This is a genomic window from Cupriavidus sp. 01T418 (genome assembly GCF_056398885.1).
In genome coordinates this window covers 21,216-42,464 of the sequence record NZ_JBFTQG010000018.1, presented here as the reverse complement: position 1 = coordinate 42,464, position 21,249 = coordinate 21,216, and the positions used below count along the sequence as shown (strand labels likewise).

Annotated in this window: 19 protein-coding genes; 8 read left to right on the top strand and 11 right to left on the bottom strand. The window is 66.8% G+C overall.

The features are described 5' to 3' along the window. Window positions 1-5: 5 nt before the first annotated feature. From AC1DQ3_RS18715 to AC1DQ3_RS18690, 6 genes are all read right to left on the bottom strand, one after another. A complete protein-coding gene (locus tag AC1DQ3_RS18715; protein WP_477121651.1) occupies window positions 6-326 on the bottom strand; it encodes a hypothetical protein in 321 nt (106 codons plus the stop codon). A 203-nt stretch (window positions 327-529) separates the two neighbouring features. Next, window positions 530-847 carry a YnfA family protein gene (locus AC1DQ3_RS18710; protein WP_477121650.1) on the bottom strand — a complete coding sequence of 106 codons (318 nt, stop codon included), beginning with the start codon at window positions 845-847 and terminating at the stop codon, window positions 530-532. Then, complete coding sequence (locus AC1DQ3_RS18705) at window positions 844-1,866, bottom strand: 5'-nucleotidase (protein WP_477121649.1); 1,023 nt, start codon at window positions 1,864-1,866, stop codon at window positions 844-846. The genes AC1DQ3_RS18710 and AC1DQ3_RS18705 overlap by 4 nt, the downstream gene beginning before the upstream one ends. A gap of 48 nt (window positions 1,867-1,914) precedes the next feature. Then, window positions 1,915-3,240, bottom strand: coding sequence for a c-type cytochrome (locus AC1DQ3_RS18700; RefSeq protein ID WP_477121648.1), 1,326 nt, complete (start codon window positions 3,238-3,240; stop codon window positions 1,915-1,917). Further along, complete coding sequence (locus AC1DQ3_RS18695) at window positions 3,240-3,791, bottom strand: (2Fe-2S)-binding protein (protein WP_477121647.1); 552 nt, start codon at window positions 3,789-3,791, stop codon at window positions 3,240-3,242. Before AC1DQ3_RS18695 ends, AC1DQ3_RS18700 begins: the two co-directional genes overlap by 1 nt. Beyond that, window positions 3,788-6,622 (bottom strand): xanthine dehydrogenase family protein molybdopterin-binding subunit, encoded by a 2,835-nt coding sequence (locus tag AC1DQ3_RS18690; RefSeq protein WP_477121646.1) that lies wholly within the window; start codon window positions 6,620-6,622, stop codon window positions 3,788-3,790. Before AC1DQ3_RS18690 ends, AC1DQ3_RS18695 begins: the two co-directional genes overlap by 4 nt. Window positions 6,623-6,988: 366 nt before the next feature. On the opposite strand from AC1DQ3_RS18690, the gene AC1DQ3_RS18685 reads away from it, so the two are divergent. The 3 genes from AC1DQ3_RS18685 to AC1DQ3_RS18675 all read left to right on the top strand — a co-directional run bounded on the left by AC1DQ3_RS18685 (window position 6,989) and on the right by AC1DQ3_RS18675 (window position 11,079). Then, the gene (locus AC1DQ3_RS18685; protein ID WP_477121645.1) at window positions 6,989-7,888 is read left to right on the top strand and encodes a LysR family transcriptional regulator; all 900 of its coding nucleotides are present in this window, start codon (window positions 6,989-6,991) and stop codon (window positions 7,886-7,888) included. A gap of 116 nt (window positions 7,889-8,004) precedes the next feature. Further along, a complete protein-coding gene (locus AC1DQ3_RS18680) occupies window positions 8,005-9,972 on the top strand; it encodes an aconitase family protein (RefSeq protein WP_477121644.1) in 1,968 nt (655 codons plus the stop codon). Window positions 9,973-10,062: 90 nt separating this feature from the next. Further along, complete coding sequence (locus AC1DQ3_RS18675) at window positions 10,063-11,079, top strand: Bug family tripartite tricarboxylate transporter substrate binding protein (RefSeq protein WP_477121643.1); 1,017 nt, start codon at window positions 10,063-10,065, stop codon at window positions 11,077-11,079. A gap of 82 nt (window positions 11,080-11,161) precedes the next feature. Here AC1DQ3_RS18675 and AC1DQ3_RS18670 read toward each other — a convergent pair whose 3' ends face one another. Genes AC1DQ3_RS18670 through AC1DQ3_RS18655 form a run of 4 tightly spaced genes read right to left on the bottom strand, consistent with a single transcriptional unit; the run spans window position 11,162 to window position 14,234 of the window. After that, window positions 11,162-11,473, bottom strand: a complete 312-nt coding sequence (locus AC1DQ3_RS18670; protein ID WP_477121642.1) for a non-heme iron oxygenase ferredoxin subunit — start codon at window positions 11,471-11,473, stop codon at window positions 11,162-11,164. Between the two features lie 8 nt (window positions 11,474-11,481). Beyond that, on the bottom strand, window positions 11,482-11,955 hold the full coding sequence (locus tag AC1DQ3_RS18665; RefSeq protein ID WP_477121641.1) for an aromatic-ring-hydroxylating dioxygenase subunit beta: 474 nt from the start codon (window positions 11,953-11,955) through the stop codon (window positions 11,482-11,484). A 3-nt stretch (window positions 11,956-11,958) separates the two neighbouring features. Further along, entirely contained in the window at window positions 11,959-13,215 is a 1,257-nt protein-coding gene (locus AC1DQ3_RS18660) for an aromatic ring-hydroxylating dioxygenase subunit alpha (protein ID WP_477121640.1), read from the bottom strand. A gap of 32 nt (window positions 13,216-13,247) precedes the next feature. Continuing rightward, the gene (locus tag AC1DQ3_RS18655; RefSeq protein WP_477121639.1) at window positions 13,248-14,234 is read right to left on the bottom strand and encodes a 2Fe-2S iron-sulfur cluster-binding protein; all 987 of its coding nucleotides are present in this window, start codon (window positions 14,232-14,234) and stop codon (window positions 13,248-13,250) included. Window positions 14,235-14,349: 115 nt separating this feature from the next. On the opposite strand from AC1DQ3_RS18655, the gene AC1DQ3_RS18650 reads away from it, so the two are divergent. After that, window positions 14,350-15,252, top strand: a complete 903-nt coding sequence (locus tag AC1DQ3_RS18650) for a LysR family transcriptional regulator (RefSeq protein WP_477121638.1) — start codon at window positions 14,350-14,352, stop codon at window positions 15,250-15,252. Between the two features lie 32 nt (window positions 15,253-15,284). Here AC1DQ3_RS18650 and AC1DQ3_RS18645 read toward each other — a convergent pair whose 3' ends face one another. Next, window positions 15,285-16,178, bottom strand: coding sequence for a LysR substrate-binding domain-containing protein (locus AC1DQ3_RS18645; RefSeq protein ID WP_477121637.1), 894 nt, complete (start codon window positions 16,176-16,178; stop codon window positions 15,285-15,287). Between the two features lie 352 nt (window positions 16,179-16,530). On the opposite strand from AC1DQ3_RS18645, the gene AC1DQ3_RS18640 reads away from it, so the two are divergent. The 4 genes from AC1DQ3_RS18640 to AC1DQ3_RS18625 are packed head-to-tail and all read left to right on the top strand — an operon-like array spanning window position 16,531 to window position 21,246. Next, a complete protein-coding gene (locus AC1DQ3_RS18640; RefSeq protein ID WP_477121636.1) occupies window positions 16,531-18,681 on the top strand; it encodes an FUSC family protein in 2,151 nt (716 codons plus the stop codon). Continuing rightward, window positions 18,675-18,887, top strand: a complete 213-nt coding sequence (locus AC1DQ3_RS18635; RefSeq protein ID WP_477121635.1) for a DUF1656 domain-containing protein — start codon at window positions 18,675-18,677, stop codon at window positions 18,885-18,887. Before AC1DQ3_RS18640 ends, AC1DQ3_RS18635 begins: the two co-directional genes overlap by 7 nt. After that, window positions 18,884-19,792 (top strand): efflux RND transporter periplasmic adaptor subunit, encoded by a 909-nt coding sequence (locus AC1DQ3_RS18630; protein ID WP_477121634.1) that lies wholly within the window; start codon window positions 18,884-18,886, stop codon window positions 19,790-19,792. The genes AC1DQ3_RS18635 and AC1DQ3_RS18630 overlap by 4 nt, the downstream gene beginning before the upstream one ends. Further along, entirely contained in the window at window positions 19,789-21,246 is a 1,458-nt protein-coding gene (locus tag AC1DQ3_RS18625) for an efflux transporter outer membrane subunit (protein ID WP_477121633.1), read from the top strand. Before AC1DQ3_RS18630 ends, AC1DQ3_RS18625 begins: the two co-directional genes overlap by 4 nt. Window positions 21,247-21,249: the final 3 nt, after the last annotated feature.

Below are 21,249 nucleotides of genomic sequence, written 5' to 3'. Positions count from 1 at the left end.
GCCGCTTAACGCGGGGCGCGGCGCGCCCGGTCTTGAGCGGCAATCGCAAGCGCGTCCGCGATGGCGTCGATGGCGTCGACGCCCATGCCCACTATATGTTCGATGGCCTCTCCATTCCTCTGGATGAGCACTCTCAGATTGCCATTGCCGGCGCGGAATTCCTCGACGGCCTGAACAACACCAGATTCAAGGTCTTGCACCAGGTCCATATCGTCAATGTGACCGGAGGACCAGCGGGTGCGCATCTCGTCGGGGCGGCCGACTAACAGGCGTTCCCTGGCGGGCAGATGCTCGACGTGAACGAACGCTTGAATCAAGTTCATCATGTGGATGGGGCGAAAGTGAGCCCGGCAGAGCAATACGGACTCCGCCGGGAGCGATGGTGAGGGGCCTCTGAATTGGGGGCGGACACGCAGCGTGGTGCCGTATTCGGCACGCAAACGCGCCGCTTCAGCGTTTCGTGCCACATTATAGCGAGGCGCCGCCAGCAGCCCCGCCACTGTTCATGCCTGCGTGTTCCTGCGCGCTCTCATCGCGGCTGGAACACGATCACCGCCATGCCCGTGATCGCCACCGCCACCCCGGCCAGATCCCAATGGCTGGGCCGCACCCCATCCACCAGCCACAGCCACGCGATCGCCACCGCAATATAGATCCCGCCGTAAGCCGCGTAGACCCGCCCGGACGCATCCGGATGCAGCGACAGCAGCCAGGCAAACATCGCCAGCGCCAGCGCGCCGGGGATCAGCACCCAGGCGCCGGCACCCTGGCGCAGCCACAGGTAAGGCAGGTAGCAGCCCAGGATTTCCGCGCAGGCGGTAATGAGGTAGAGCGCGATCGTCTTCATTCGGCGGTTGCGCAAGCGGAGTCAGCAGGGGATGCGCCGGACGGGCCGGCAACGGCATCCGTGCGCGCCGCCGCCTTCCCGCCCCGCTTGCGCGCAGCCGTCCGTCCCTTGCCCCCGCCCAGCTCACCGCCCTTGTAGGGCACACGCCCCGACGGCACCACCGCCGAAGCCAGCTCCACATGCCCCTCCTGGTCATCGAAGAACATGTGCGCGCCAAAGGCCTGCAGCACCTGGTCCTTGGGCAGCCCGCCCAGGAAGAAGGCCTCGTCGATACTGACACTCCACGCGCGCAGGGTATGCACCACCCGCGTGTGCGCCGGGCTGTTGCGCGCAGTCACGATGGCGATGCGCACCGGACACGGCCCAGGCTGGAAATGCGACTGGATCTCGGCCAGCCGCAGCAGCAGCTTGGCGAACGGCCCTTCGGCCATGGCCTTGTGGCGGTGCTTCTGCTCATGCCGGGTGAAGGCTTCCAGCCCTTTTTGCTTGAAGATCCGCTCGGACTCGGGCGAGAACAGCACGGCGTCGCCGTCGAAGGCGATGCGGATCTGGCCGGCAGGCGCATGGAAGTCGGCGGGCGCGGCATAAAGCTGGGCGGCGGCCACGCCGCCGTCGATGGCAGCCTGCACGTCGGAGGCGTCGCGCGAGAGGAACAGGTCGACCTTGAAGGCCTTCAGGTAGGGCGCGATCGGCTCGCCGCCCGTGAAGGCCGCGCGGGTAATGTCCAGCCGGTGGCTCTCGATGGCGTTGAATGCGCGCAGTCCGGTGTCCGGCGAATTGCGCGAGATCACCACCACTTCCACCAGCCTGCGGCCGGGAATCAGGTGATTGAGGCCAAGCAGCGCCTGCACCAGCGGGAAGGCCGTGCCCGGCAGCAGGGGCTCGTCCTCATGCGCGCGCTGGTAAGCGCAATAGGCGGCTACGCCATCGGATTGATAGATGCCGTTCTCGTGTTCAAGGTCGAATAGCGCTCGCGACGAGATGCCGATGACGAGTTTGTCGGTGAGATCGTAGGCCATGCCGAAGTATAAGGGCAGACGAACGCGGGCAGAACGGCCCGCCGCCCCTCAAGGCCCCTTGCCCGCCTCCGCCCGCAGCGCCTTCACCCTGTCCGCGCTCACATCCGCCCGCTGCCCGCCATAGCTGGCCCGCAAGTAGTTCGCCAGGTCGGCCAGTTCCGCATCGCTCATGCGCGAGGCAAAGCCCGGCATATCCTGCATGCTCTCCAGCCCCGGGAATTTCTGCGCCTCGATGCCGTCCAGCATCGACACGATCAGGTTATGCGGATCGACGTTGCGCACGGTGGAGTTGCCCAGCATCGCCACCGCCACATGCGGCTTGCCCTCGCCCTCGCGGCCATGGCAGCCGGCGCAAACGGCCAGGTAGTGCTGGCGGCCGGGTTTGAGCCGGGCCACATCCGCGCTGACGGCCTTCAGCGGTTGGGGCTGCGGCGGCTGGTCGCCCAGCAGGTAGGCCGACATCGCGGCGAGGTCGGCCTTGTTCAGGTACTGGCTGCTCAGATGGACCACCGGGAACATCTCGCCGTAAGCCGAGCCCTGCGGCGCCATGCCGGTGGCGAAGAAGGTCTGCAGGCCGGCGCCCGTCCAGCCGCGCGCGGCCATGCCGCCCGGCGTGATATCCGGCGCGCCGACGCGGCCCAGCGCGGCGCCGGCCAGGGGCCGGGCCGAATCCAGCCGGCCGAACATGGCGCGCGGCGTATGGCACTCGGCACAATGGCCCAAGGCGTTCGACAGGTAGCGCCCGCGCTGCCAGGCGGGCGTCTGCCCGGTGGATGCATCGGGCAACCGGTCTTTCAGGAACAGCAGGTTCCAGCCGACCAGCGCGGCGCGCATGTTGTACGGGAAGCTGAGGTCGTGCGGCCGGTTGGCCACCGCGGCCGGCCTGATCTGCATCAGGTAGGCATACATCGCGTCGGCATCGCCGCGCGACAGGCCGCGATACGAGGTGTAAGGCATGGCCGGATAGAGATGCTTGTCCGGCGCAATCCCGTCATGCAGCGCCTTGTAGAAATCGTCGGCGCTCCACTGGCCGATGCCGTGCTCCTTGTCCGGCGTGATATTGGTGCCGTAGAAGGTGCCGAACGGCGAGGCCAGTTCGACCCCGCCGGCAAACGGCGCGCCCTGGGCGCTGGTGTGGCAGGCGGCGCAATCCGCGGCGCGCACCAGGTAGCGCCCGCGCGCGACCTGTTCGGCGGGCGACAGCTTGCTCGCGGGCTGCTGGTCGGCGGCGGTGTCGATCGGGGCGGCGCGGTCGCCGCAGCCGGCCGGCAGGGCGGCGCCCAGGGCGGCCAGGACCGCCAGCGTGGCGCGCGCGTGTCGGAGGCGTCCGGCCTGGCGCAAGGACGTAGTGGACCTGGTGGACCTGGTGGTCATCACTTGTCTTCCTTTACCAGGCCCGGGGTGTTGACCACCACGTCCTTGACGGCTTCGAAGTAGCGCACATAGCCTGTGCAGCGGCAGATATGGTCGTCGAGTGCCGCGATGATGGTTTCGTCCACCTTGCCCCGGGGCACCGGCTGGCGCTTCAGGCGCTCCACCAGGATGGTCGCGCCGTTGACAAAGCCCGGCGTACAGTAGCCGCACTGGAAGCTGAAGTGCTCCAGGAACTTCTGCTGCACGGGCGAGAGCTCCACTACCTCGCCCTTGTCGTTGCGCCTGGCGTGGCCTTCCACCGTGCGCACCTTCTTGCCCTGGAAGTAGTGCGCGCCGGTGATGCAGGCGCGGACTTCCTCGCTGGTACCGTCGGCCTTGTCGTGGATCACCACGCAGGCGTGGCAGATACCCTGGCCGCAGCCCAGGCGCGAGCCGGTGAGCGCGAGATATTCGTGCAGGAAGTCGATCATCATCAGGCCTTCCGGCACCTCGATGGGGCCAACGTCCTTGCCGTTGACGTTCAGGGAAAGCGGTTGGGTGGCGATGCTCATGCCAGGATCTCCTGAATCTTTTCGGCGCTGACCGGCAGGGTGGTAAAGCGATGGCCGATGGCATGCGCGATGGCGTTGACGATGGCGCCCACCACCGGAATCATCACCACTTCGGCGATGCCCTTGGGCGGATCGGTTTCGGATACGGGCGGCAACACGATCCCGGTCTGCGACCACACCGCCACATCGCTGGCGCGCGGCAGCTGGTAGCGGTTGAAGTTCCACGTGCCGTTGCCGGGGCCATCCTCGTAGAGCGGCAGGAACTCGTGCAGCGCGTGGCCGATGCCCATGGCGATGCCGCCCTGGAGTTGCCCGGAAACCAGTTCCGGAGACAGCTGCGAGCCGCATTCCATGATGGAGTGGTGGCTGAGGATCTCGACCTTGCCGCTGGCTTCGTGCACCGACAATTCCACCAGCGTGCCCACCGCGCTGTAGTAGGTCACGGTGGCGTTGTTGCGCTGGGTTGGCGCGATATAGACCTTCTTGCGGTCCAGCACCTGGTAGCCGCCGTTGGTGGTCATGCGGGCCTTGCGCGCGGCATCGGCGCCGTCGCCATAGCGCACCGAGAGCCCGTCGATGGGCAGCCGGGCAGCGCTGCCATCCACTTCGAAGTCGGCCTCGGTCCATTGCCAGCGATTGAACACGTGCACCGTCGCGCCCGTGACCAGGCCGAGCTCGTGCGCCTTCTTCGCCAGTTGCTCATAGGGCAGGGCTTGCAGGCCGCCGGCGGTGAGCTTGCCCTCCACCCAGCGCGCATCCTCCACCCGCACTACCAGCGAGGCCGCCTGGCCGCCGCCGAGGCCCTGGCTCCAGATCGCGATGGCAGCCGGCCACAGCCCATGCATGAAGATCACGCGCGCGGCCTCGCGCGTGCTGTGGGTGAAGTAGTAGGCCGAGTTGGTCGCGCTCGATGGCGAGGCGTAGGAGGGCGACCAGCGCGGGTTTGCCGACAGGTTGTCCTGCTCGGCCTGGCTCATCAGGTACGGATTGCCGGTGGCAGTGACGGGAAGGTCGGGCCAGTCGGTGATCGCCACGCGCACCTCGGTGGCCGGCTTGCCCAGCCAGCGCTTCACGGCCACCGCCTGCGAGGTCGACATGCCGGTGCCGATCTCGGCGCCGCAGTGGTGCAGGGCGATAGTGCCGTCCGCGCGCATCTCCACCTTGGCGAACGAGGCTTCCGCGCCGGTGCCGAAATCCTTCTGCACGCAGGCGAAGCCCACGCCGTAGCGCCGGCCGGGATTGCTCGCCTCGAAGTCGGCCTTCTTCTTCGCGCGATCGATCCACAGCGGATGCACCCTGGCCGCCTCCAGCACCTCATCCACGCGGATGGCGCCGGCGGGAATCGCGCCCTGCGTGTTCTTCATGCCCGAGCGCAGCGCGTTCTTCAGGCGGAACGCGATCGGGTCCAGCTTGAGCTGCTCGGCGAACTCATCGACCATCATCTCGGTCGCCGCCATGCTCTGCAGCGTGCCATAGCCGCGCGCCGAGCCCGCGTCGATGGCGCGCGAGGCGATGGCCACGGCGGTCAGGTCGTTCTTCGGGAAGTAATAGATCGACTGCGCGGCGGTGGCGCCCACCATCGCCACCGAGGGCGAGAAGTTGGCGCGGCCGCCGCCGTTGGCCTCGAAATCGCCCTGGAAGGACTGGAACAGGCCGGTGGTCTTGTCCACCGCGATGCGGTAGCGCATCTTGAAGGCGTGCCGCTTGATCGCAGTCTGGAACTGCTCGTAGCGGTCGTTGGCCAGGCGCACCGGCTTGCCGTCGGCGTACAGCGCCGTCACCAGACCGTAGAAGGGGAAGTTGTAATGATCCTTGGAGCCGTAGCCCACGGTGTAGCAAGGGTGGACGAACACCTGCTCCACCGGGAACACGCCCTTGGCCTTGGCCAGCATCTCCGCCGTGCTTTCGCCGACTTCGACGGGCGACTGGGTCGGCACCACCATATGCAGCGCCTGGGCCTCGGCGTCGTACCAGCAGTTGGCGTTATCCGGTTCCAGCGCGGCGGTGTCGATGGACTGCGTGTTGTACTCGCGCTCCAGCACCAGCCAGTCCGCCGGCGGCTGGTCCAGTTGCTGGCGGATCTGGCCGGCGTGGAACATGCCCTGCTCGCCAAGCTGGCCGTGATCCGTGCCATCGGGCCAGACCGGTTCGTGCTTGCGCATCATGCTGGGGAACAGCGGCGCGTTTTTCAGGCTGGAGAACACATCGTCGTCGAACGGCGTGTCGCCGCCCACCCGCACGAAGCGGAAGGTCCCCCAGGGATCGCGTTCCAGCGGGCCGGTTTCGGCGCCGTAGCGGATGATCTCGTCGCGGAACTTGAGCTTGTCCTTGGCAAAGCGGAAACGGGCGAAGTCGTGATAGATCAGGATTGCCACGGCGTGGCCGAGATAGGCCGGCGTCTTGCCTTCCGGCAGCAGCATATCCTCGCCGTAGAAGGCGGGAAAGGCCAGGCCGTCGCGGGCCAGGTCGGCGGCGGTCACCACGCGATCGGGCTTGAGGTCGTCGCCCAGCAGCGCCAGGTCGAAGCCCGCATAGCTGCGGTCCGCCCTGGTGGTGCGCAGGATAAAGGCGTGCGACTGTTCCTTGGGCCAGTGCGGCATGTCGCGCGAGCGGATATCCCGCGCGAAGACCTTGTCGCCGGTGACCTTGGCGATGCCGTCGATGCGGAATCTGGGGGCGCCGGTCCTGGGGTCCCACTGGACCGGGGTCAGGAATTTCTCTTCGAACAAGGCCGCGAAGGCCTTGCCGCCGATCGGTGCGATATACACCGACACCCCGGCCACGACGCTGGCTTTCAGGAAAGTGCGGCGCGTTGGGCTGAAGTTGGCCATGGCGTTTCCTTGGGAATGCGTTGATGCCGCAGTGGCGCTCCGGTGCGATACACGGCCAGACGCGTCCGGCCAGGGCAGCCGGGCGGAAGAGACAGGGAGAACCGGAAGGCGAGGGGCAGCGGCAATCAAGGTCTCCGTGCATGGGGGCGCGGGCACGATGTGCGGCACCGGCGCGGATTACTACGCAAGACTGGGCTGATGAACGGTGGGGCAACGGCTGGGTTTATTCTAGGCGCGGAAGTGCACGCCGGGGCGCGGATTCCACGCTTGTCGGGGGACGTTGTCGCAGCGATGGTGCAAGGCACAAACACGTGAGGAAGCCGCTTGCCATGGCTGCAACCCAGCCCATCGTTGTAGCATTCCCCCATGGACAACCTGCTCAGAAAACTCGACCTGACCTCCCTGCGGCTGTTCGTTGCCGTTTGCCAGGAACAGAACATCGCCCGCGCGGCCGAGCGCGAATTCATTGCGCCGTCCGCTGTCAGCCGCCGCATTGCCGAGATCGAGGCGCTGATCGGCCTGCCGGTGATCGGGCGTCATCCGCGCGGCATCACCGTGACGCCGGTAGGCGAAACGGTGCTGCGCCATGCGCAGGCCATCATCGGCAACATCGAGGCGCTCGGTGCGGACCTGTCGCGCTTCACATCCGGCGCGCGCGGCAACGTGCGGCTGGTGTGCAACCTTGGCGCCATCGTGCAGTTCCTGCCGGAGGACCTGGCCGCCTTTGGGCGCGTGTATCCCGATGTGAGCATCGAACTGGAGGAGCAGCACAGTCCCGAGGTGCTGCGCATGGTGGGCGAGCGCAGTGCGGATTTCGGCATCTGCAACGCGATCCAGGGTGTGGAGCAGTTCGTCTCGCTGCCTTACCGTGAAGACCAGCTATGCGTACTGGTGCCGGGCGGCCATCCACTGGCGTCGGCGCACACGGTCCGATTTGCCGAACTGGTGGGCGAGACCTTTGTTGCGCTGCGGGATGAAAGCGCCCTGAGCCGGTTGTTGTCGGACCAGGCCGCGCGCCTGAACACGGCGTTGAGGATCAAGATCCGGGTGGCCAGCCTGGATGCGCTGTGCCGTATGGTGCATGTCGGGCTGGGCATTGCCATCGTGCCGCGCCAGGTGGGTGAGCTTTACCTGAACACGCTTGACGTGGCCGCGCGGCCCCTGGCGGACGCGTGGGCCACGCGGCAACTACTGGTGGTGTTCCATTCGCGCGAGCACCTTTCGGCCAGCGCCGCGGCCTTGGTGGGATTTCTTTGCCGGCAATAGCAATAGCGAGGCGCCTGGCCGGCCGTCTCGAATCGAGAGGGCTGCCATGCCGACTCCGCACTTTGCCCGGCCGGCGCCAGAACTTATAGTGGGACGACCCGAACGAGAACCCCACCATGGAAGACACCATTCGCTTCAGCGGCCGCGTGCTGTACCTGTCGCAAGACCCTGCCTGCGTGCGCGCCCAACTGGAAGGCAAGCCCATGACCCTGGCCGGAGCGGGGCCGCTGCGCGACAACATCTCCACCGATGAGATCACGCCCGTCACCATCATGTTGGCCTATGACGAGCGCCTGGGCCAGTATCCGTACGTGGGCTTCCAGGCCGGCGGCGAGCAGCCGATCGGCCGCGATGCGATCCGCAGCGGCGGCTTTGCGGTCACGGTGGCGGGCAAGCGCTACGGCAAGGGTTCCTCGCGCGAGTCCAGTCCGCTGGCCGAACTGTCAGCGGGCATCCGCCTGATCGTGGCGGAGAGCTTCGAGCGCATCTACCAGCAGAACTGCGACAACATCGGCATCCTTACCACCACCGATTTCACTGTGCTCGACCGGGTGCTGGCGGGAGAGGCAATTCCCATCGAGGCGTTCTTGAACGGGCGCGACGCGCTGACGCAGCAGGTAATCCGCGCCGGTGGCCTGCTGGCTTATAGCCGCGCTGCGAACTGGCCGGCAGCGAGCGAGGGCGCGCAGGGAGCCGAGGCGAGCGGGAATACCGCACCGCGCACCCTGGTGGAAAAGATCATCGCCCGCCATCTGCTGCCGGGCACGGCAAGCGCCGAACGAGGCCAGGGCGTGTTCGTTGTGGCCGATTGGCGCTTCTCGCACGACTATTTCACCGGCATGTGCGCGCACCTGATGCATCGCGCCTTCGGCAAGCCCGTGGCGTTGCACCAGCCTGACCACATCATTGCCTTCCAGGATCACCTGGTTCTGGCGGCCCAGAGCTATCCGCATGTCCGCGACGGCCTGCTGCCCGGCGTGGCCAACCTGATGCAGGGCCATGGCAGTTTTGCGCACGATTATCCGGTGCGCTCGCACAATGCGCTTGCGGGCGCGGTACCGGGTTCGGAGGGTATCTGCCATGCGCTGATGGCCGAGCAATACGCGCTGCCGGGGCAGGTAGTGGTGGGCACCGATTCGCACACGCCGCATGCGGGCGCGCTCGGCTGCCTGGCCTTCGGGGCCGGCGCCACCGATCTTGCCAATAGCTGGGTCACAGGCTACGTGCGTTGCAAGGTGCCGGAGACGCTGCGCGTGGAGGTCGAGGGCGAACTGGCCGCGGGCGTCACCGCCAAGGACATCGTGCTCTACCTGCTGCAGATGGATGCGATCCGCGCCGGCGGCGCCATTGGCGTGGTGTTCGAATATGCCGGCAGCACGGTGCGCGCCTTGTCCATCGACGAGCGCGCCACGCTGACCAATATGGTCGCGGAACTGGGCGGCTTCACCGGCATCGTCGAGCCCGACGACAAGACCGTGGCCTTCCTGACGGCGCGGCGTGGTGTCGAGTTCGCCGTCGAGGACTGGATGCACAGCGATGCCGGCGCAACCTACCGCGACGTCATCCGTATCGACGCTGCCGCCATCGCGCCCATGGTTGCGCGCCCGGGCGATCCCGGCAATGGCATCGCGGCGGACACGCTGGACCAGCCGGTGCCGGTGGACATCGCCTACGGCGGATCCTGCACGGCCGGCAAGCGGGAGGATTTCGACTATTACCACGAGGTACTGCGCTGGGGCCTGGAGCATGGCTTGAAGGTGTCGCCGCGCACCCGGCTTTTCCTGCAGTTCGGCACCCTCGGGGTAAAGGACTACTGCGAAGCGCGCGGCTACCTGGACACCTTCGACGAGGCCGGCGCCACGATGGTCATGCCGGGCTGCGGCGCTTGCGCCAACTGCGGGCCGGGCGCCTCCACCGCCAGCGAGCAGGTCACCATCAGCGCCATCAACCGCAATTTCCCCGGCCGCTCGGGGCCGGGCCAGGTCTGGCTGGCCAGCCCCTACACGGTGGCCGCGAGCGCGCTGGCCGGGCAGATCAGCACCTTCGGGCAATTGCAGGCTGGCGCTCTCGCGCCCGTCTCTTAGTCGTTCACCACCCAATCCCCCGCAGCACCGGGGGCATCGCGGCACCGAAAGCCGGGCGACAGATCCCGCCGCCATCCACAGGAGACAGACATGTACCCCATCACTTCGCGCGCCCTGCGCGCGGCGGGGCGGCTTCTTGCCGTCGCCGCCACGACGTTGACGGCAGTGGCATTGCCCGCTATCGGCGCCTGCGCGGCACACGCCGCCGGCAACTATCCAGCCAGGACGGTGCGCCTGATCGTGCCGAACTCGCCGGGCTCCACCGCCGACGCGGTCGCGCGCGTGCTGGCCGAGGGCCTGGGCCAGGACCTCGGCCAGCCGTTCTACGTGGAGAACATGCCAGGGGCGGCTGGCATCCCCGGCACGCGGCAACTGGTATCCGCCGCCGCCGATGGCTACACGTTGGCCGTGGTGTCGTCCAACCATGCCATCAATCCCGGCTTGTACCGCAATATCCCCTACGACAGCGTGAAGGACATCACGGCCGTGGGGCTGATCGGCACCACGCCGCTGGTGCTGGTGGTGGGCGCGGGCTCGCCGTACATGACAGCGCAGGCGCTGATCGCGGCGGCGCGAGCGCATCCGGGCAGCCTGACCTACGGCTCCTCCGGCAAAGGCAGCGTGCTTCATCTGGCGGGCGAACTGCTCAAATCGAAGGCCGGCATCGATATGCTGCACGTACCCTACAAGGGCGTGAACACGCTGATGACGGATGTCCTCGGCGGACAGATCAACGCCGCCTTCCTGGCCACGCCGTCCGCCTTGCCGCAGATCAAGGCCGGCAAGCTGCGGGCGCTGGCGGTCAGTACGGCGGCGCGCCTCGACAGCTTGCCGACGGTGCCGACCCTGGCTGAATCCGGTGTCAGGGATTACGCCTACGATGCCTGGATCGCACTGATCGGGCCAAGTGGTCTGCCGAAGGATGTCACTGCGCGCCTGCAGCAGGCGATGGGCAAGGCGCTGGCCGCGCCCAAGGCGCGGGACCTCTTTGCCGCGCAGGGTTTTGTGGTCAAGGGCGGCAATGGCGAAGAAACGGCCCGTATCATTCGCGACGAACTGGGCAGGAGCCAGGCGCTGATCAAGAGCGCGTCGATTGCCGTGGAATGAGGATGCAAGGCTGCGATTGCACCAGCGTTCCCGGCATCGCCGCGAGCGCAAAGTGCAATCGTTCCAATCGTTCCAATCGTTCCTACACCTCGACGAACACCGCCCCGTCCTCGACTTTCACGCCATACGCCTGGATATCGCTGGTCAGCGGCTCGCACATCGCTCGTCCGGTGCGCACATCGAACTTGCCCTGGTGCAGCGGGCATTCGATCTCGTGTCCGTCGAGAAAGCCGTCGCACAAGCGCGCGTTGCCGTGGCTGCAAGCGTTGTCCGTGGCGTAGATCTCATCGCCCACGCTATAGAGCGCGATCTCCCGCCCGCCTGCGTTGACCGCCACGACATCGTCCTTCGGGATGGCGACCAGTTGTATCACCTGGGTCCATTGCTTTGACATGGCACACCTCAAATCGGGTAAATGATGGAATTGGCGATCATTTCGCTGTCGAATACGCAAAGCCTGGACTCGAACTTCAAGCCGTCGCCGGTGCGCCGGATCACGTCGATATAGCGGCCGACGTTGTACACCGTGGACTGGCCATCCGGCTTGGTGCGAAAGACGGCGTAGCTGGCCTCGGCGTCGATGCGCTCCGGATCGGCCTTCAGGATGCGCGGGATGCCGACCACGTGCCGCTGATAGTACGGGTCGTGGAAGATGGTTTCGGTCGCGCCGTAGATGCGGTCCTTGAGCATGCCGCGGCTCTCGAAGGAGAGCGTGGCAAGCGGGAAGCCGCCTTCGTGGTTCTCGCGTGGCTGCAGCTTGTAGGTGCACGCCTCGGTAAAGAAGTCCGGCCACTTCTCCCATTCGTTGTTGTCGAGCGCGGCGGCGTAGTCCGCGTAAAGCGCCAGCACTCGCGAGTAGGTTTCAAAGTCGAGCATGTCTCAAGCCTCCATCACGCGGCGCCAGTAGTCGTACATGCCGCGGATCAGCGTCTCGGTCACCATGTGGTCCGTATCGCCGATCTCGCGCCCGCCCAGTTCCGCCAGCGTCCGGTGGAATGGCTTCTGCTCGAAGCCCTGCTGGGAAAACTCGATCACCTCGCCGTCGTCGGCCGAGACAAAGCCGGCCGGCCCGAACAGGTTGGCCTGGCGCAGGCGGCGCCGGGTCATCGCGGCATCGTCGTCCTCGAAGCCGAAGTGCGTCCACACGAAGTGGAACGTGCCGTGGCCGGCCGGCTGGATATGCCGTGTCGACACCGAGTTCACCTGCTGCTGGATGATGACGCTGGGGAACAGCGTCATCATCACCGCCGTGGGCGCGCCCCACCAGTCTTCCTGCACCACGTCGAGGAAGCGGTCGTCGTGCAGGCTCATCTGCTCCTTGAAGCTGGACACCCCGCTGGTGACTTCGCCCTTGCCGCCCTGGCCGCGCGTGGAGATCATGGCCGCATGCCGGAAGTGCTCGTCCATCTTGAGCTCCGACTTGTTGTCGGCGCGCCAGAGGCCGAACGTCACGAACCAGGTGTGCAGCAGCCCGGGGTGGTAAGGGTCCTTGATGTTCTCCTGCATCAGCTTCCAGTTGCCGGGAATCCGCTGGCGGCTGTAGCCGAGGATGGTCAGCTTGCGGCCGTCGAATACCCGGTCGAAGTAAGCCAGGATGGTCGGGCCGAGATAGTCCTCCAGTTCGGGCACCGCATGGTCGAAGGAGGCGAAGATCACGCCGTTGCGCCGCGCTACCTTCAGCTTGGTCAGCCCGTGCGCCTTCGGGTCGAAATCGGCAGGCATGCCGCCATTGACCTTGCCGTCGAGCTTGACGCCGCGCCGGAACGGCACGCCGACCAGGTTGCCCTTGAGATCGTAGTTCCACTGGTGGTAGGGGCAGGTGAAGTCCTTGCGGTTGCCCGAGCGCTCTCGGCAGAACTGCACGCCGCGGTGCGCGCAGACGTTTTCCACCACATGGATCTCGCCGTCCGCCGCACGGCTGGCGATCACCGAGCGCTCGCCCACCACCGTGCGCTTGAAGTCGCCCGGGTTCGGGATTTCCGCTTCCAGGCCGATATAGCACCAGTGGCCCGAGTAGAAGAAGCGCTCCAGCTCCTTGCGGTAGATGTCGTCGTCGGTATAGGCCCAGAACGGAATCCGGCTCGAGCCTTCGTCCTTCCATTCCTTCTTGCTGAATGCAACAGCCTGTTCGTGCATGGTTGTCTCCGTGTGGTTATTGGATCGGGGCGTCAAACGCCGCTGGCATGGAATGCGTCGGCGTGGATGCGCGCGGGATCGATGCCTTTCTGCCTGAGCAGCATGGAAGCGGCGTCGACCATGACCGGGGCGCCGGCGAGATAGGCGCGCCAGCCGCGCAGGTGCGCCCAGTCGTCGGCGACCGCCTTGGTCACCACGCCGCCCCGGTAGCCGTCGGCGTCGCTGGCTGCCGCCACCACCACATGCACGTGCAGCCCGGCATGGCGCGCCTGTAGTTCGCGCAGCCATTCCAGGCCATACAGGTCGGCACGGGTGCGCACGCCAAAATAGAGGTGCACGGGGTTGCGCATGCCGGCATCGAGCATGCCGCGCAGGATCGACAGGATCGGCGCGAGGCCGGTGCCGCCCGCGATGCAGACCACCGGGCCATCGCATTTGCGCCGCAGGTAGGCCGTGCCCAGCGGGCCGCTGACGCGGATGGCATCGCCGACCTTGAGTTCCGAGGCGACATAGGACGTGACGCGCCCGTCGGGCACCAGCCGGATGTGAAACTCGAGTTCATCGGCGCCATGCGCGACCGCCATCGAGTAAGGGCGGATATGGCGCGGCGTGAACTGCAGCGTCGCATACTGGCCCGGCGAGAAATCGAGCGGTTTGGGGATCGCCACGCGCACGCGCTTGATGTCATGCGTGAGGCCCTCCAGGCTGGTCACCGTGCCCTTGAGGATCCTGGCCGGGTGGACCACGACTTCGTCGAGTGCGGGAATCTCGATCGCGCAGCTTTCGACCAGCGTGGTCTGGCACGCCAGGACGGTTTCCCCCGCGGCCATCGGCGCGCGCGAATCCTCGGGGCCGGCAACCATTGCGCGGCCGCCCACCAGCTTGCAGCGGCAGGTGCCGCATCGTCCTGCCATGCAGCTGTATGAAATGGGAACCTGGCCGGCCCGCAGCACGTCCAGCAGATTGTCGCCGGCTTGCACGTGGAGCGTGCGCCCGAGCGGCTGAATGGATACTTCCATGGCGTTTGTCTCCAGCGATGCTTGCTCTCGTTGTCCGCATATTGGCGCTGCGGGTAGAATTAATAAATAGAAGGAAGGTGATACGACATATCACTCAGAGTGATAAAGGGGCGAGATGGAACTGCGGGAAATCGACCTGAACCTGCTGGTGGTGTTCAACGAGTTGCTGCGCCTGCGCCGCGTTTCCGCGGTGGCGGCGGCGCTAGGCATATCCCAGCCCGCCATCAGCAACGCGCTCAACCGCCTGCGCAAGCTGCTTGGCGACGAACTGTTCCTGCGGACCTCCAAGGGCATGGTGCCCACGCCGTTCGCGGAGAATCTCGCGGAGCCGATCGGCTACGCGCTTGGCGCCATCCACAACACGCTCAATGCGCAATCGGCCTTCGAGCCGGCGGCGAGCACGCGCAGCTTCACCATCGCGATGACGGACATCGGCGAGATCTATTTCCTGCCAGACTTGATGAAGCGGCTATCGAAGGTGGCGCCCGGCGTGGCCATCAGCACGGTGCGCAACCATACGGTGAACCTGCGCGAGGAAATGGAAAGCGGGCGCGTCGACCTGGCGATCGGCTTCATGCCGGATCTCAAGGCCGGCTTTTTCCAGCGGCGGCTGTTCCGGCAGCGCTACGTCTGCATCTTCAGGAAAGGCCATCCGCTGGCGCGCCAGGGGATGACGATCGAATCGTTCAGCGGCGCCGAGCATGTGGCGATTGTCGCCGCCGGAACCGGGCACAGCATGGTGGATGAGGTGATTCAGCGGGCGGGGGTGCCGCGTCAGGTGCGGCTGCGGGTGCCGCACTTCGTGGCGGTGGGCCATATCCTGCAGACGACGGACATGATCGCGGTGGTGCCGCAGGCGTATGCCGAGCGAACGCTGAAGCCCTTCGGGCTGGAGACGGCGGCGTGTCCGGTGAAGATTCCCGATATCGTGATCAATGTGCTTTGGCATGCCAGGAATAATCGGGAACCGGCTAACCAATGGTTGCGGCAACTGGTGTTTGAGGAGTTTTCGAAGTAGATGCGATCCAAACCCATGCCTCGGCCGAGGCTTCACGCCCCCAACACCTCCTCGCATACCGTCAACCAGGCCCGCGCAGCATGCGAAAGATACCGCCCCTGGGCCCAGATATGCGCCAGCGCCCATTCCATCGCAGGCTCCGTCAGCCGCGCCACCGCGAGCTTGTCTTCGAGTTGGACCCTGGCCAGCAGCGGCTGCGGCAGGAAGGTGGTGCCCAGCCCGGCCGCCGCCATCGCGGCGAGGAAATCCCAGTGCCCGCTTTGCGCCACCACGCGCGGCTCGATGCGCGCGTCGTGGAAGGCTAGCCGCAGTTTCCGGGTCAGGGAGAAGTCCTCCGTCAGCAGCAGCAGCGGCTCGTCGCGCAGCGCCGCCAGCGTGACCGTCTTGCCCTTGGCCCAACTCGCCTTGCGCGGGCCCGCCACCCAGATCGGATACTTGGCAAACTCGCGCGTCGCCAACTCCAGGTCGCTGTCGCGCGGCAGTATCGTGGCGCCAACCTCAAGTTCCCCATTCGCCACCTGCTGTTCCACCAGATGCCCGCCATGCTCGGCCAGGGTCAGTTCCAGGTTGGGATAGCGCTGGCGGAAGGCGCTCACCGCGGGCGAGAAGAACAGGTTGGCCATGGGCGGGATCCCCACCGTGAGCTGGCCGCGGCCCAGCGAGGAGAGGTCGGCCACTTCCAGCGTAAGCCGGTGCACCACGCCCAGCGCTTCCTGCCCGCGTTCGTAGACCACGCGCCCCACGTCGGTCAGTTGTACGTGCTTGCCTTCGCGGATCAGCAGCGGCTGCCCGATCTCGTCTTCCAGTTGCCGCACCATCTTGCTGATGGTGGACTGCGTGACAAACAGGGAGTTTGCCGCCTGGGTAAAGCTCTTCAGGCGCACGGTTTCCACAAAGTAGCGCAGGGCACGGATATCGATGGGCATGGGGCACTTCCTTTGCCATGAAAAAAGCGAATAGGATGTGCAATTTTAAATCATGTTCAGAATGGACGCCAGTTGGCTACACTTCCTTTCCACACGGCTCCGGGCTGTCGTTGCATGACGCCGGCGCCGGATCTGGAAGTCAAGGAAGACCAAATGAATGCCCGTGCGCACACGCGCCCCAATGCCATTGCCGCCCCCCGGGCGATGCGCCTGCGTCTGGATGCACGCCTTTGCGGGCGGAACACCTAGCAACCCCTTCCGCTTGTCCCGGTTCATCGCCCCTGTCCACCGGCGTGCCACGCCGGCGTGAATACATCGAGCGCCCTCCCCAAAAATACAACAGGTTCGCTTCATGCCTAGCTGGCCGAGCGCACGGCAGTGGCTCTTTTCGCTGAAAGCATTTGCCGCTTCGATGCTGGCGCTCTATATCGCGCTGACACTGGGCTTGCCCCGCCCATACTGGGCCATGGCAACCGTCTATCTGGTCTCGCATCCGCTGACGGGCGCCACCCGTTCCAAGGCGGCTTATCGCGTGCTGGGCACGCTGCTCGGCGCGACCGCCGCGGTGGCCACGGTGCCCCTGCTGGTCAACGAGCCCGTGATGCTGATGGGTGCGATCGCACTCTGGACCGGGGCCTTGCTCTATCTCTCGCTGCTCCAGCGCACGCCTCGCAGCTATGTGTTCATGCTGGCGGCCTACACGCTGCCGATCGTGGCGCTGCCCTCGGTCAGCGATCCCTCGCAGGTCTTCGATATTGCCATTGCGCGTATCGAGGAGATCGTCATCGGCATCGTCTGCGCCGCCATGGTGGGCGCCATCGTCTTCCCGGCCAAGGTGGCGCCGGCGCTGCGCGCCGCGTCTGCCACCTGGCTGGCGGACGCGGCGCTCTGGGCTACCGACATGTTGTCCGCCGACCCGGACGCCAATGCCACGCGGCATGGCAGCCGTCACCGGCTGGCCACCGATATCCTCGCGCTGGACCAGTTGATCGCCCAGCTGTCATACGACGCGGAAAGCACGGACACGCTGCGCCGTGCATGTGCCTTGCGCGAGCGGATGACCATGCTGCTGCCGGTGCTGTCTTCGCTGGCTGGCGTCCTGCAAGCCCTGCGGCGCCACGCAGCCGGCATCCCCGAACACCTGGCGCGCCATATGGCTGACATGTCCGGCTGGATGCGCGCTGGTTTCGATGGATTGCCGCCCGCGCTGGAGCCGGCGGCAGGCCCCTGGGCCGGCTACGGGAAGGCACCGGGCTGGCACGCCGGCCTGGTGGCCACCGCCAACGATCACCTGCGCACGCTGGCTGCGCTGTGCGAAGAATGCCATGCCCTGCAGCGGGGCATAGGCGACCGGGCCGAGGGCGCGGCTGCGGTTGCGGACCACCGCAGCCTTCATGCCAATCGGGCCAATCGGGCCAATCGGGCCAATCGGGCCAATCGGGCCAATCGGGCCGAGCCCGCGGACAGGGCGCATCACCACGATCACGCCATGCTGCTGTTCTATGCCTGCTCGACCAGCCTCGCCGTGTTCTGCGCGGGACTGCTGTGGATCGTCTCGGGATGGGAAGACGGGGCGGGATCGGTCGCGGTGGCGTCGATCACATGCTGCTTCTTTGCCACCATCGAGGAGCCCCGGCCGGTGGCGCATTCCTTTTTGCGCTGGAGCTGTTTCTGTTTCGCCGTCTCTTGCTTCTACCTCTTCCTGGTGGTGCCGTACGCGCACAATTTCGAAACCCTGGTGGGCATGCTGGCATTGCCCTACCTGGGCATCGGCATGCTGATCTCGCGGCCGGGCTTCAACCTGATCGCCATGCTGCTGTCGGTCAATACCGCATCCTTTGTCGACGTGCAGAGCGTCTTCGACGCCAACTTCCTTGGCACCTTCAATACCAGTCTTGCCAGCATCGGCGGCATGCTGTTCGCGCCGCTGTGGGCGATGGCCACGCGGCCGTTCGGTGCCCGCGTGGCCGCGCACCGGCTGATCCGCGCCAGCTGGAAGGACCTGGCGCAGGCCGCGACCCGGCGCGAGGCCGGCGAGCAGGCCAAACTGGGCAGCCGCATGCTTGACCGGCTCAGCCAGCTCGTGCCCCGGCTCGCGGCAAGCGACGACAAGATGTCGTCGGATGGTTTTGCCGAGCTGCAGGTCGGGTTTGGCGCGCTGGTCCTGCAGCGCAACCTGCCAGCCTTGGGCCCGGCCGCGCGCCGGGGCGTGACCCGGGTGCTGAATGCGGTCGCGCTGCATTTCCGCGCGCGGTTGAAAGCCGGGCATGCGATGGCACCGCCGGATGCGCTGTCGGAGCGGATCGACAAGGCCATCCAGGCGCTCGCCATGCAGTCCGACCGCGCGGGAACCCTGGGGAGGGGCGCCCGCAATGCGCTCTGCGCGCTGATCGCCCTGCGGGTCACCCTCTATCCGGCGGAGCAGGTGGCGCAGGCCGTGGCGCGGCCCGCCGGCCCCTTGCCGGACTTGCCGCCTCCCTTGCCGGCGGGACACGAATGCTGAACGCTGAAATCGACCTGTACGGCGTGTTCGTGCCCAGCCTGCTGGCGCTGATGCTGCTGACCTTTGCCATCACCGCCTGCATGCGCGCGGTGCTCGCGCGCGTGGGCTTCTACCGCCTGGTCTGGCACCGGTCGCTGTTCAATCTCGCCCTTTACGTCCTGGTGCTGGGTGGCGTGGTCGCCATGGCGCGCCTGCTGCAATCATGACACGCAAACTTCGTATGTCGGGCCCCGTTGCGCTGACCTTGCTCGCCACGGTTGCCGCCCTGTTCGCCGCCAGGCATCTATGGGACTACTACACCATCGCGCCATGGACGCGTGACGGCCACGTGCGCGCCGACGTGGTGCAGGTCGCCCCCGATGTCTCCGGCCTGGTGACCCGCATCCTGGTCAAGGACAACCAGCGCGTGCGGCGCGGGCAGGTGCTGTTCGTGATCGACCAGGACCGCTATCAGCTGGCGCTGCAGCAAGCCATGGCGACGGCCGCCGCGCAGCGCGCGACGCTGGCGCAGGCGCGCCGGGAAGCCGCCCGCAATCGCAACCTGTCCGAATTGGTCGCCACGGAAGTCGTGGAAGAGGGGCAGGCCAGGGTGCAGCAGGGCGAGGCGGCGCTTGCGCAAGCCGAGGCGGCGGTCGCGCTTGCGCGGCTCAACCTTGCCCGCACCAGCGTGGTCAGTCCGGTGGATGGCTTTCTCAACGACCGCCTGCCGCGGCTGGGCGATTACGTCGCCACGGGCAAGCCGGTGCTGTCCATGGTCGATGTGGACTCATTCCATGTCGAAGGCTATTTCGAGGAAACCAAGCTGCACGGCATCCGCGTCGGCAATCCCGTCACGGTGCACATCATGGGCGAGCCCACCATCCTGCACGGCCATGTGCAAAGCATCGCTGCCGGCATCGAGGACCGCGACCGCAGCAACGGCTCCAACCTGCTGCCGAACGTGAACCCCACCTTCAACTGGGTACGGCTGGCGCAGCGCGTGCCGGTGCGCGTCGTGCTCGATGACGTACCGGCCGGCGTGCGGCTCGTGTCGGGCCGCACGGCGACGGTGTCCGTGGCGGATTCGCGCAAGGGCATTCCCGTCTTGCGTGACGAGGAGGGTGCGCAATGAGCAAGCTCCACCTGGCCTTGCTGCCCGCCCTGGCGCCATTGCTGTTTGCATGCACCACGGTGGGCCCCGACTACCACGTGCCGGAGCAAGCCGCGGTGCGCGCGCCAGAGGCCAATGGCCCCTTGCTCGGCACCGCGGACCCGGCCGTCTCCGTCGCGCCGGTGCCCGACGACTGGTGGCGCCTGTATGACGACCCCAGGCTCGACCAGCTGGTCCGGCAGGCGCTGAGCGCCAATACCGATCTGCGCGTGGCTGCCGCCAACCTGCGGCGCGCCATTGCGATCTACCACGAGGTCGAGGCGGAGAACCTGCCGCAGGCAGCGTTGTCCGCCAAGACCGAGCGCGCGCAGATCGCCGGCGAGAGCTTCCTGATCAAGGAGAAGATACCGGTCTTCAATCTGGGCGACTTCGGCTTCTCGGTGTCCTACCTGGTGGACTTCTTCGGCAAGCTGGCCCGTGCCGACGAGGCCGCGCTGGCCAGTGCGCAGGCGAGCCAGGCCGCGCTGGACGCGGCGCGCGTCAGCGTGGTGGCGCAAACCGTGCGGGCTTACGTACAGGGCTGCGCGGCCACGCATGAGCTGGAAGTGGCGGCGCACCAGCTTGACTTGCAATCGCGCGGCGTGGAGATCGCCGGCAAGATGGTGGCCGCCGGCCGCAGCCAGCCCACCGACCTGCTGCGCGCGCGCTCGCAAGCCGAGACCCTGCGCGCGGCATTGCCGGGTTTCAAGGCGGAAAAGGAAAGCGCGGCATACCGGCTTGCAGTCATGTTGGGCAAGCCCCCGGCCGCGCTGCCCGAGGCGGAGTCCGAGTGCAAGGAGGAGCCGCGGCTGCGCCAGGCGCTTCCGGTGGGAGACGGCGCCGCACTGCTCAAGCGCCGGCCCGATGTGCGGCAGGCCGAGCGCGAACTGGCGTCCGCCACGGCCAGGATCGGCGTGGCCACGGCCGATCTCTACCCATCGATCCGTATCGGCGCGTCGGCCGGCCTGAGCGGCCTGCTCGGCGATCTGGGAACGGGCCCGACCGCCCGCTGGAGCATGGGGCCGCTGGTGACCTGGAACCTGCCCACCAATGGCGTGCGTCCGCGCATCCACGGCATGGAAGCCGGCGCGGACGCCGCGCTGGCTCGCTTCGACGGGGTGGTGCTCAAGGCATTGCAGGAAACCCAGAGCGCGCTCAGCGCCTATACGCGTGAACTGGAACGCAACCAGTCATTGCGCGTGGCGCGCGACGATGCCAATGAAGCCGCGCGGCAGCACCGGATGCTGTACCAGGCGGGCCGCGTGCCGTACTTGTCCAGCCTGGATGCCGACCGCACGCTGGCCGGCGCCGAAGCCGCGCTGGCTGAATCGGATGGCCGGGTTGCCCTTGATCAGGTCAATCTCTTCCTGGCGCTGGGCGGCGGCTGGCAGAACAGCCCGAAGGTGGCGGAACAAAAGATAAACGCAGAGCATTGAGGC

Bases quoted from the DNA above. Each gene is read 5' to 3' on its own strand.
- AC1DQ3_RS18715 (WP_477121651.1), bottom strand. From the start codon at position 326: ATGATGAACTTGATTCAAGCGTTCGTTCACGTCGAGCATCTGCCCGCC.
- AC1DQ3_RS18710 (WP_477121650.1), bottom strand. From the start codon at position 847: ATGAAGACGATCGCGCTCTACCTCATTACCGCCTGCGCGGAAATCCTG.
- AC1DQ3_RS18705 (WP_477121649.1), bottom strand. From the start codon at position 1,866: ATGGCCTACGATCTCACCGACAAACTCGTCATCGGCATCTCGTCGCGA.
- AC1DQ3_RS18700 (WP_477121648.1), bottom strand. From the start codon at position 3,240: ATGACCACCAGGTCCACCAGGTCCACTACGTCCTTGCGCCAGGCCGGA.
- AC1DQ3_RS18695 (WP_477121647.1), bottom strand. From the start codon at position 3,791: ATGAGCATCGCCACCCAACCGCTTTCCCTGAACGTCAACGGCAAGGAC.
- AC1DQ3_RS18690 (WP_477121646.1), bottom strand. From the start codon at position 6,622: ATGGCCAACTTCAGCCCAACGCGCCGCACTTTCCTGAAAGCCAGCGTC.
- AC1DQ3_RS18685 (WP_477121645.1), top strand. From the start codon at position 6,989: ATGGACAACCTGCTCAGAAAACTCGACCTGACCTCCCTGCGGCTGTTC.
- AC1DQ3_RS18680 (WP_477121644.1), top strand. From the start codon at position 8,005: ATGGAAGACACCATTCGCTTCAGCGGCCGCGTGCTGTACCTGTCGCAA.
- AC1DQ3_RS18675 (WP_477121643.1), top strand. From the start codon at position 10,063: ATGTACCCCATCACTTCGCGCGCCCTGCGCGCGGCGGGGCGGCTTCTT.
- AC1DQ3_RS18670 (WP_477121642.1), bottom strand. From the start codon at position 11,473: ATGTCAAAGCAATGGACCCAGGTGATACAACTGGTCGCCATCCCGAAG.
- AC1DQ3_RS18665 (WP_477121641.1), bottom strand. From the start codon at position 11,955: ATGCTCGACTTTGAAACCTACTCGCGAGTGCTGGCGCTTTACGCGGAC.
- AC1DQ3_RS18660 (WP_477121640.1), bottom strand. From the start codon at position 13,215: ATGCACGAACAGGCTGTTGCATTCAGCAAGAAGGAATGGAAGGACGAA.
- AC1DQ3_RS18655 (WP_477121639.1), bottom strand. From the start codon at position 14,234: ATGGAAGTATCCATTCAGCCGCTCGGGCGCACGCTCCACGTGCAAGCC.
- AC1DQ3_RS18650 (WP_477121638.1), top strand. From the start codon at position 14,350: ATGGAACTGCGGGAAATCGACCTGAACCTGCTGGTGGTGTTCAACGAG.
- AC1DQ3_RS18645 (WP_477121637.1), bottom strand. From the start codon at position 16,178: ATGCCCATCGATATCCGTGCCCTGCGCTACTTTGTGGAAACCGTGCGC.
- AC1DQ3_RS18640 (WP_477121636.1), top strand. From the start codon at position 16,531: ATGCCTAGCTGGCCGAGCGCACGGCAGTGGCTCTTTTCGCTGAAAGCA.
- AC1DQ3_RS18635 (WP_477121635.1), top strand. From the start codon at position 18,675: ATGCTGAACGCTGAAATCGACCTGTACGGCGTGTTCGTGCCCAGCCTG.
- AC1DQ3_RS18630 (WP_477121634.1), top strand. From the start codon at position 18,884: ATGACACGCAAACTTCGTATGTCGGGCCCCGTTGCGCTGACCTTGCTC.
- AC1DQ3_RS18625 (WP_477121633.1), top strand. From the start codon at position 19,789: ATGAGCAAGCTCCACCTGGCCTTGCTGCCCGCCCTGGCGCCATTGCTG.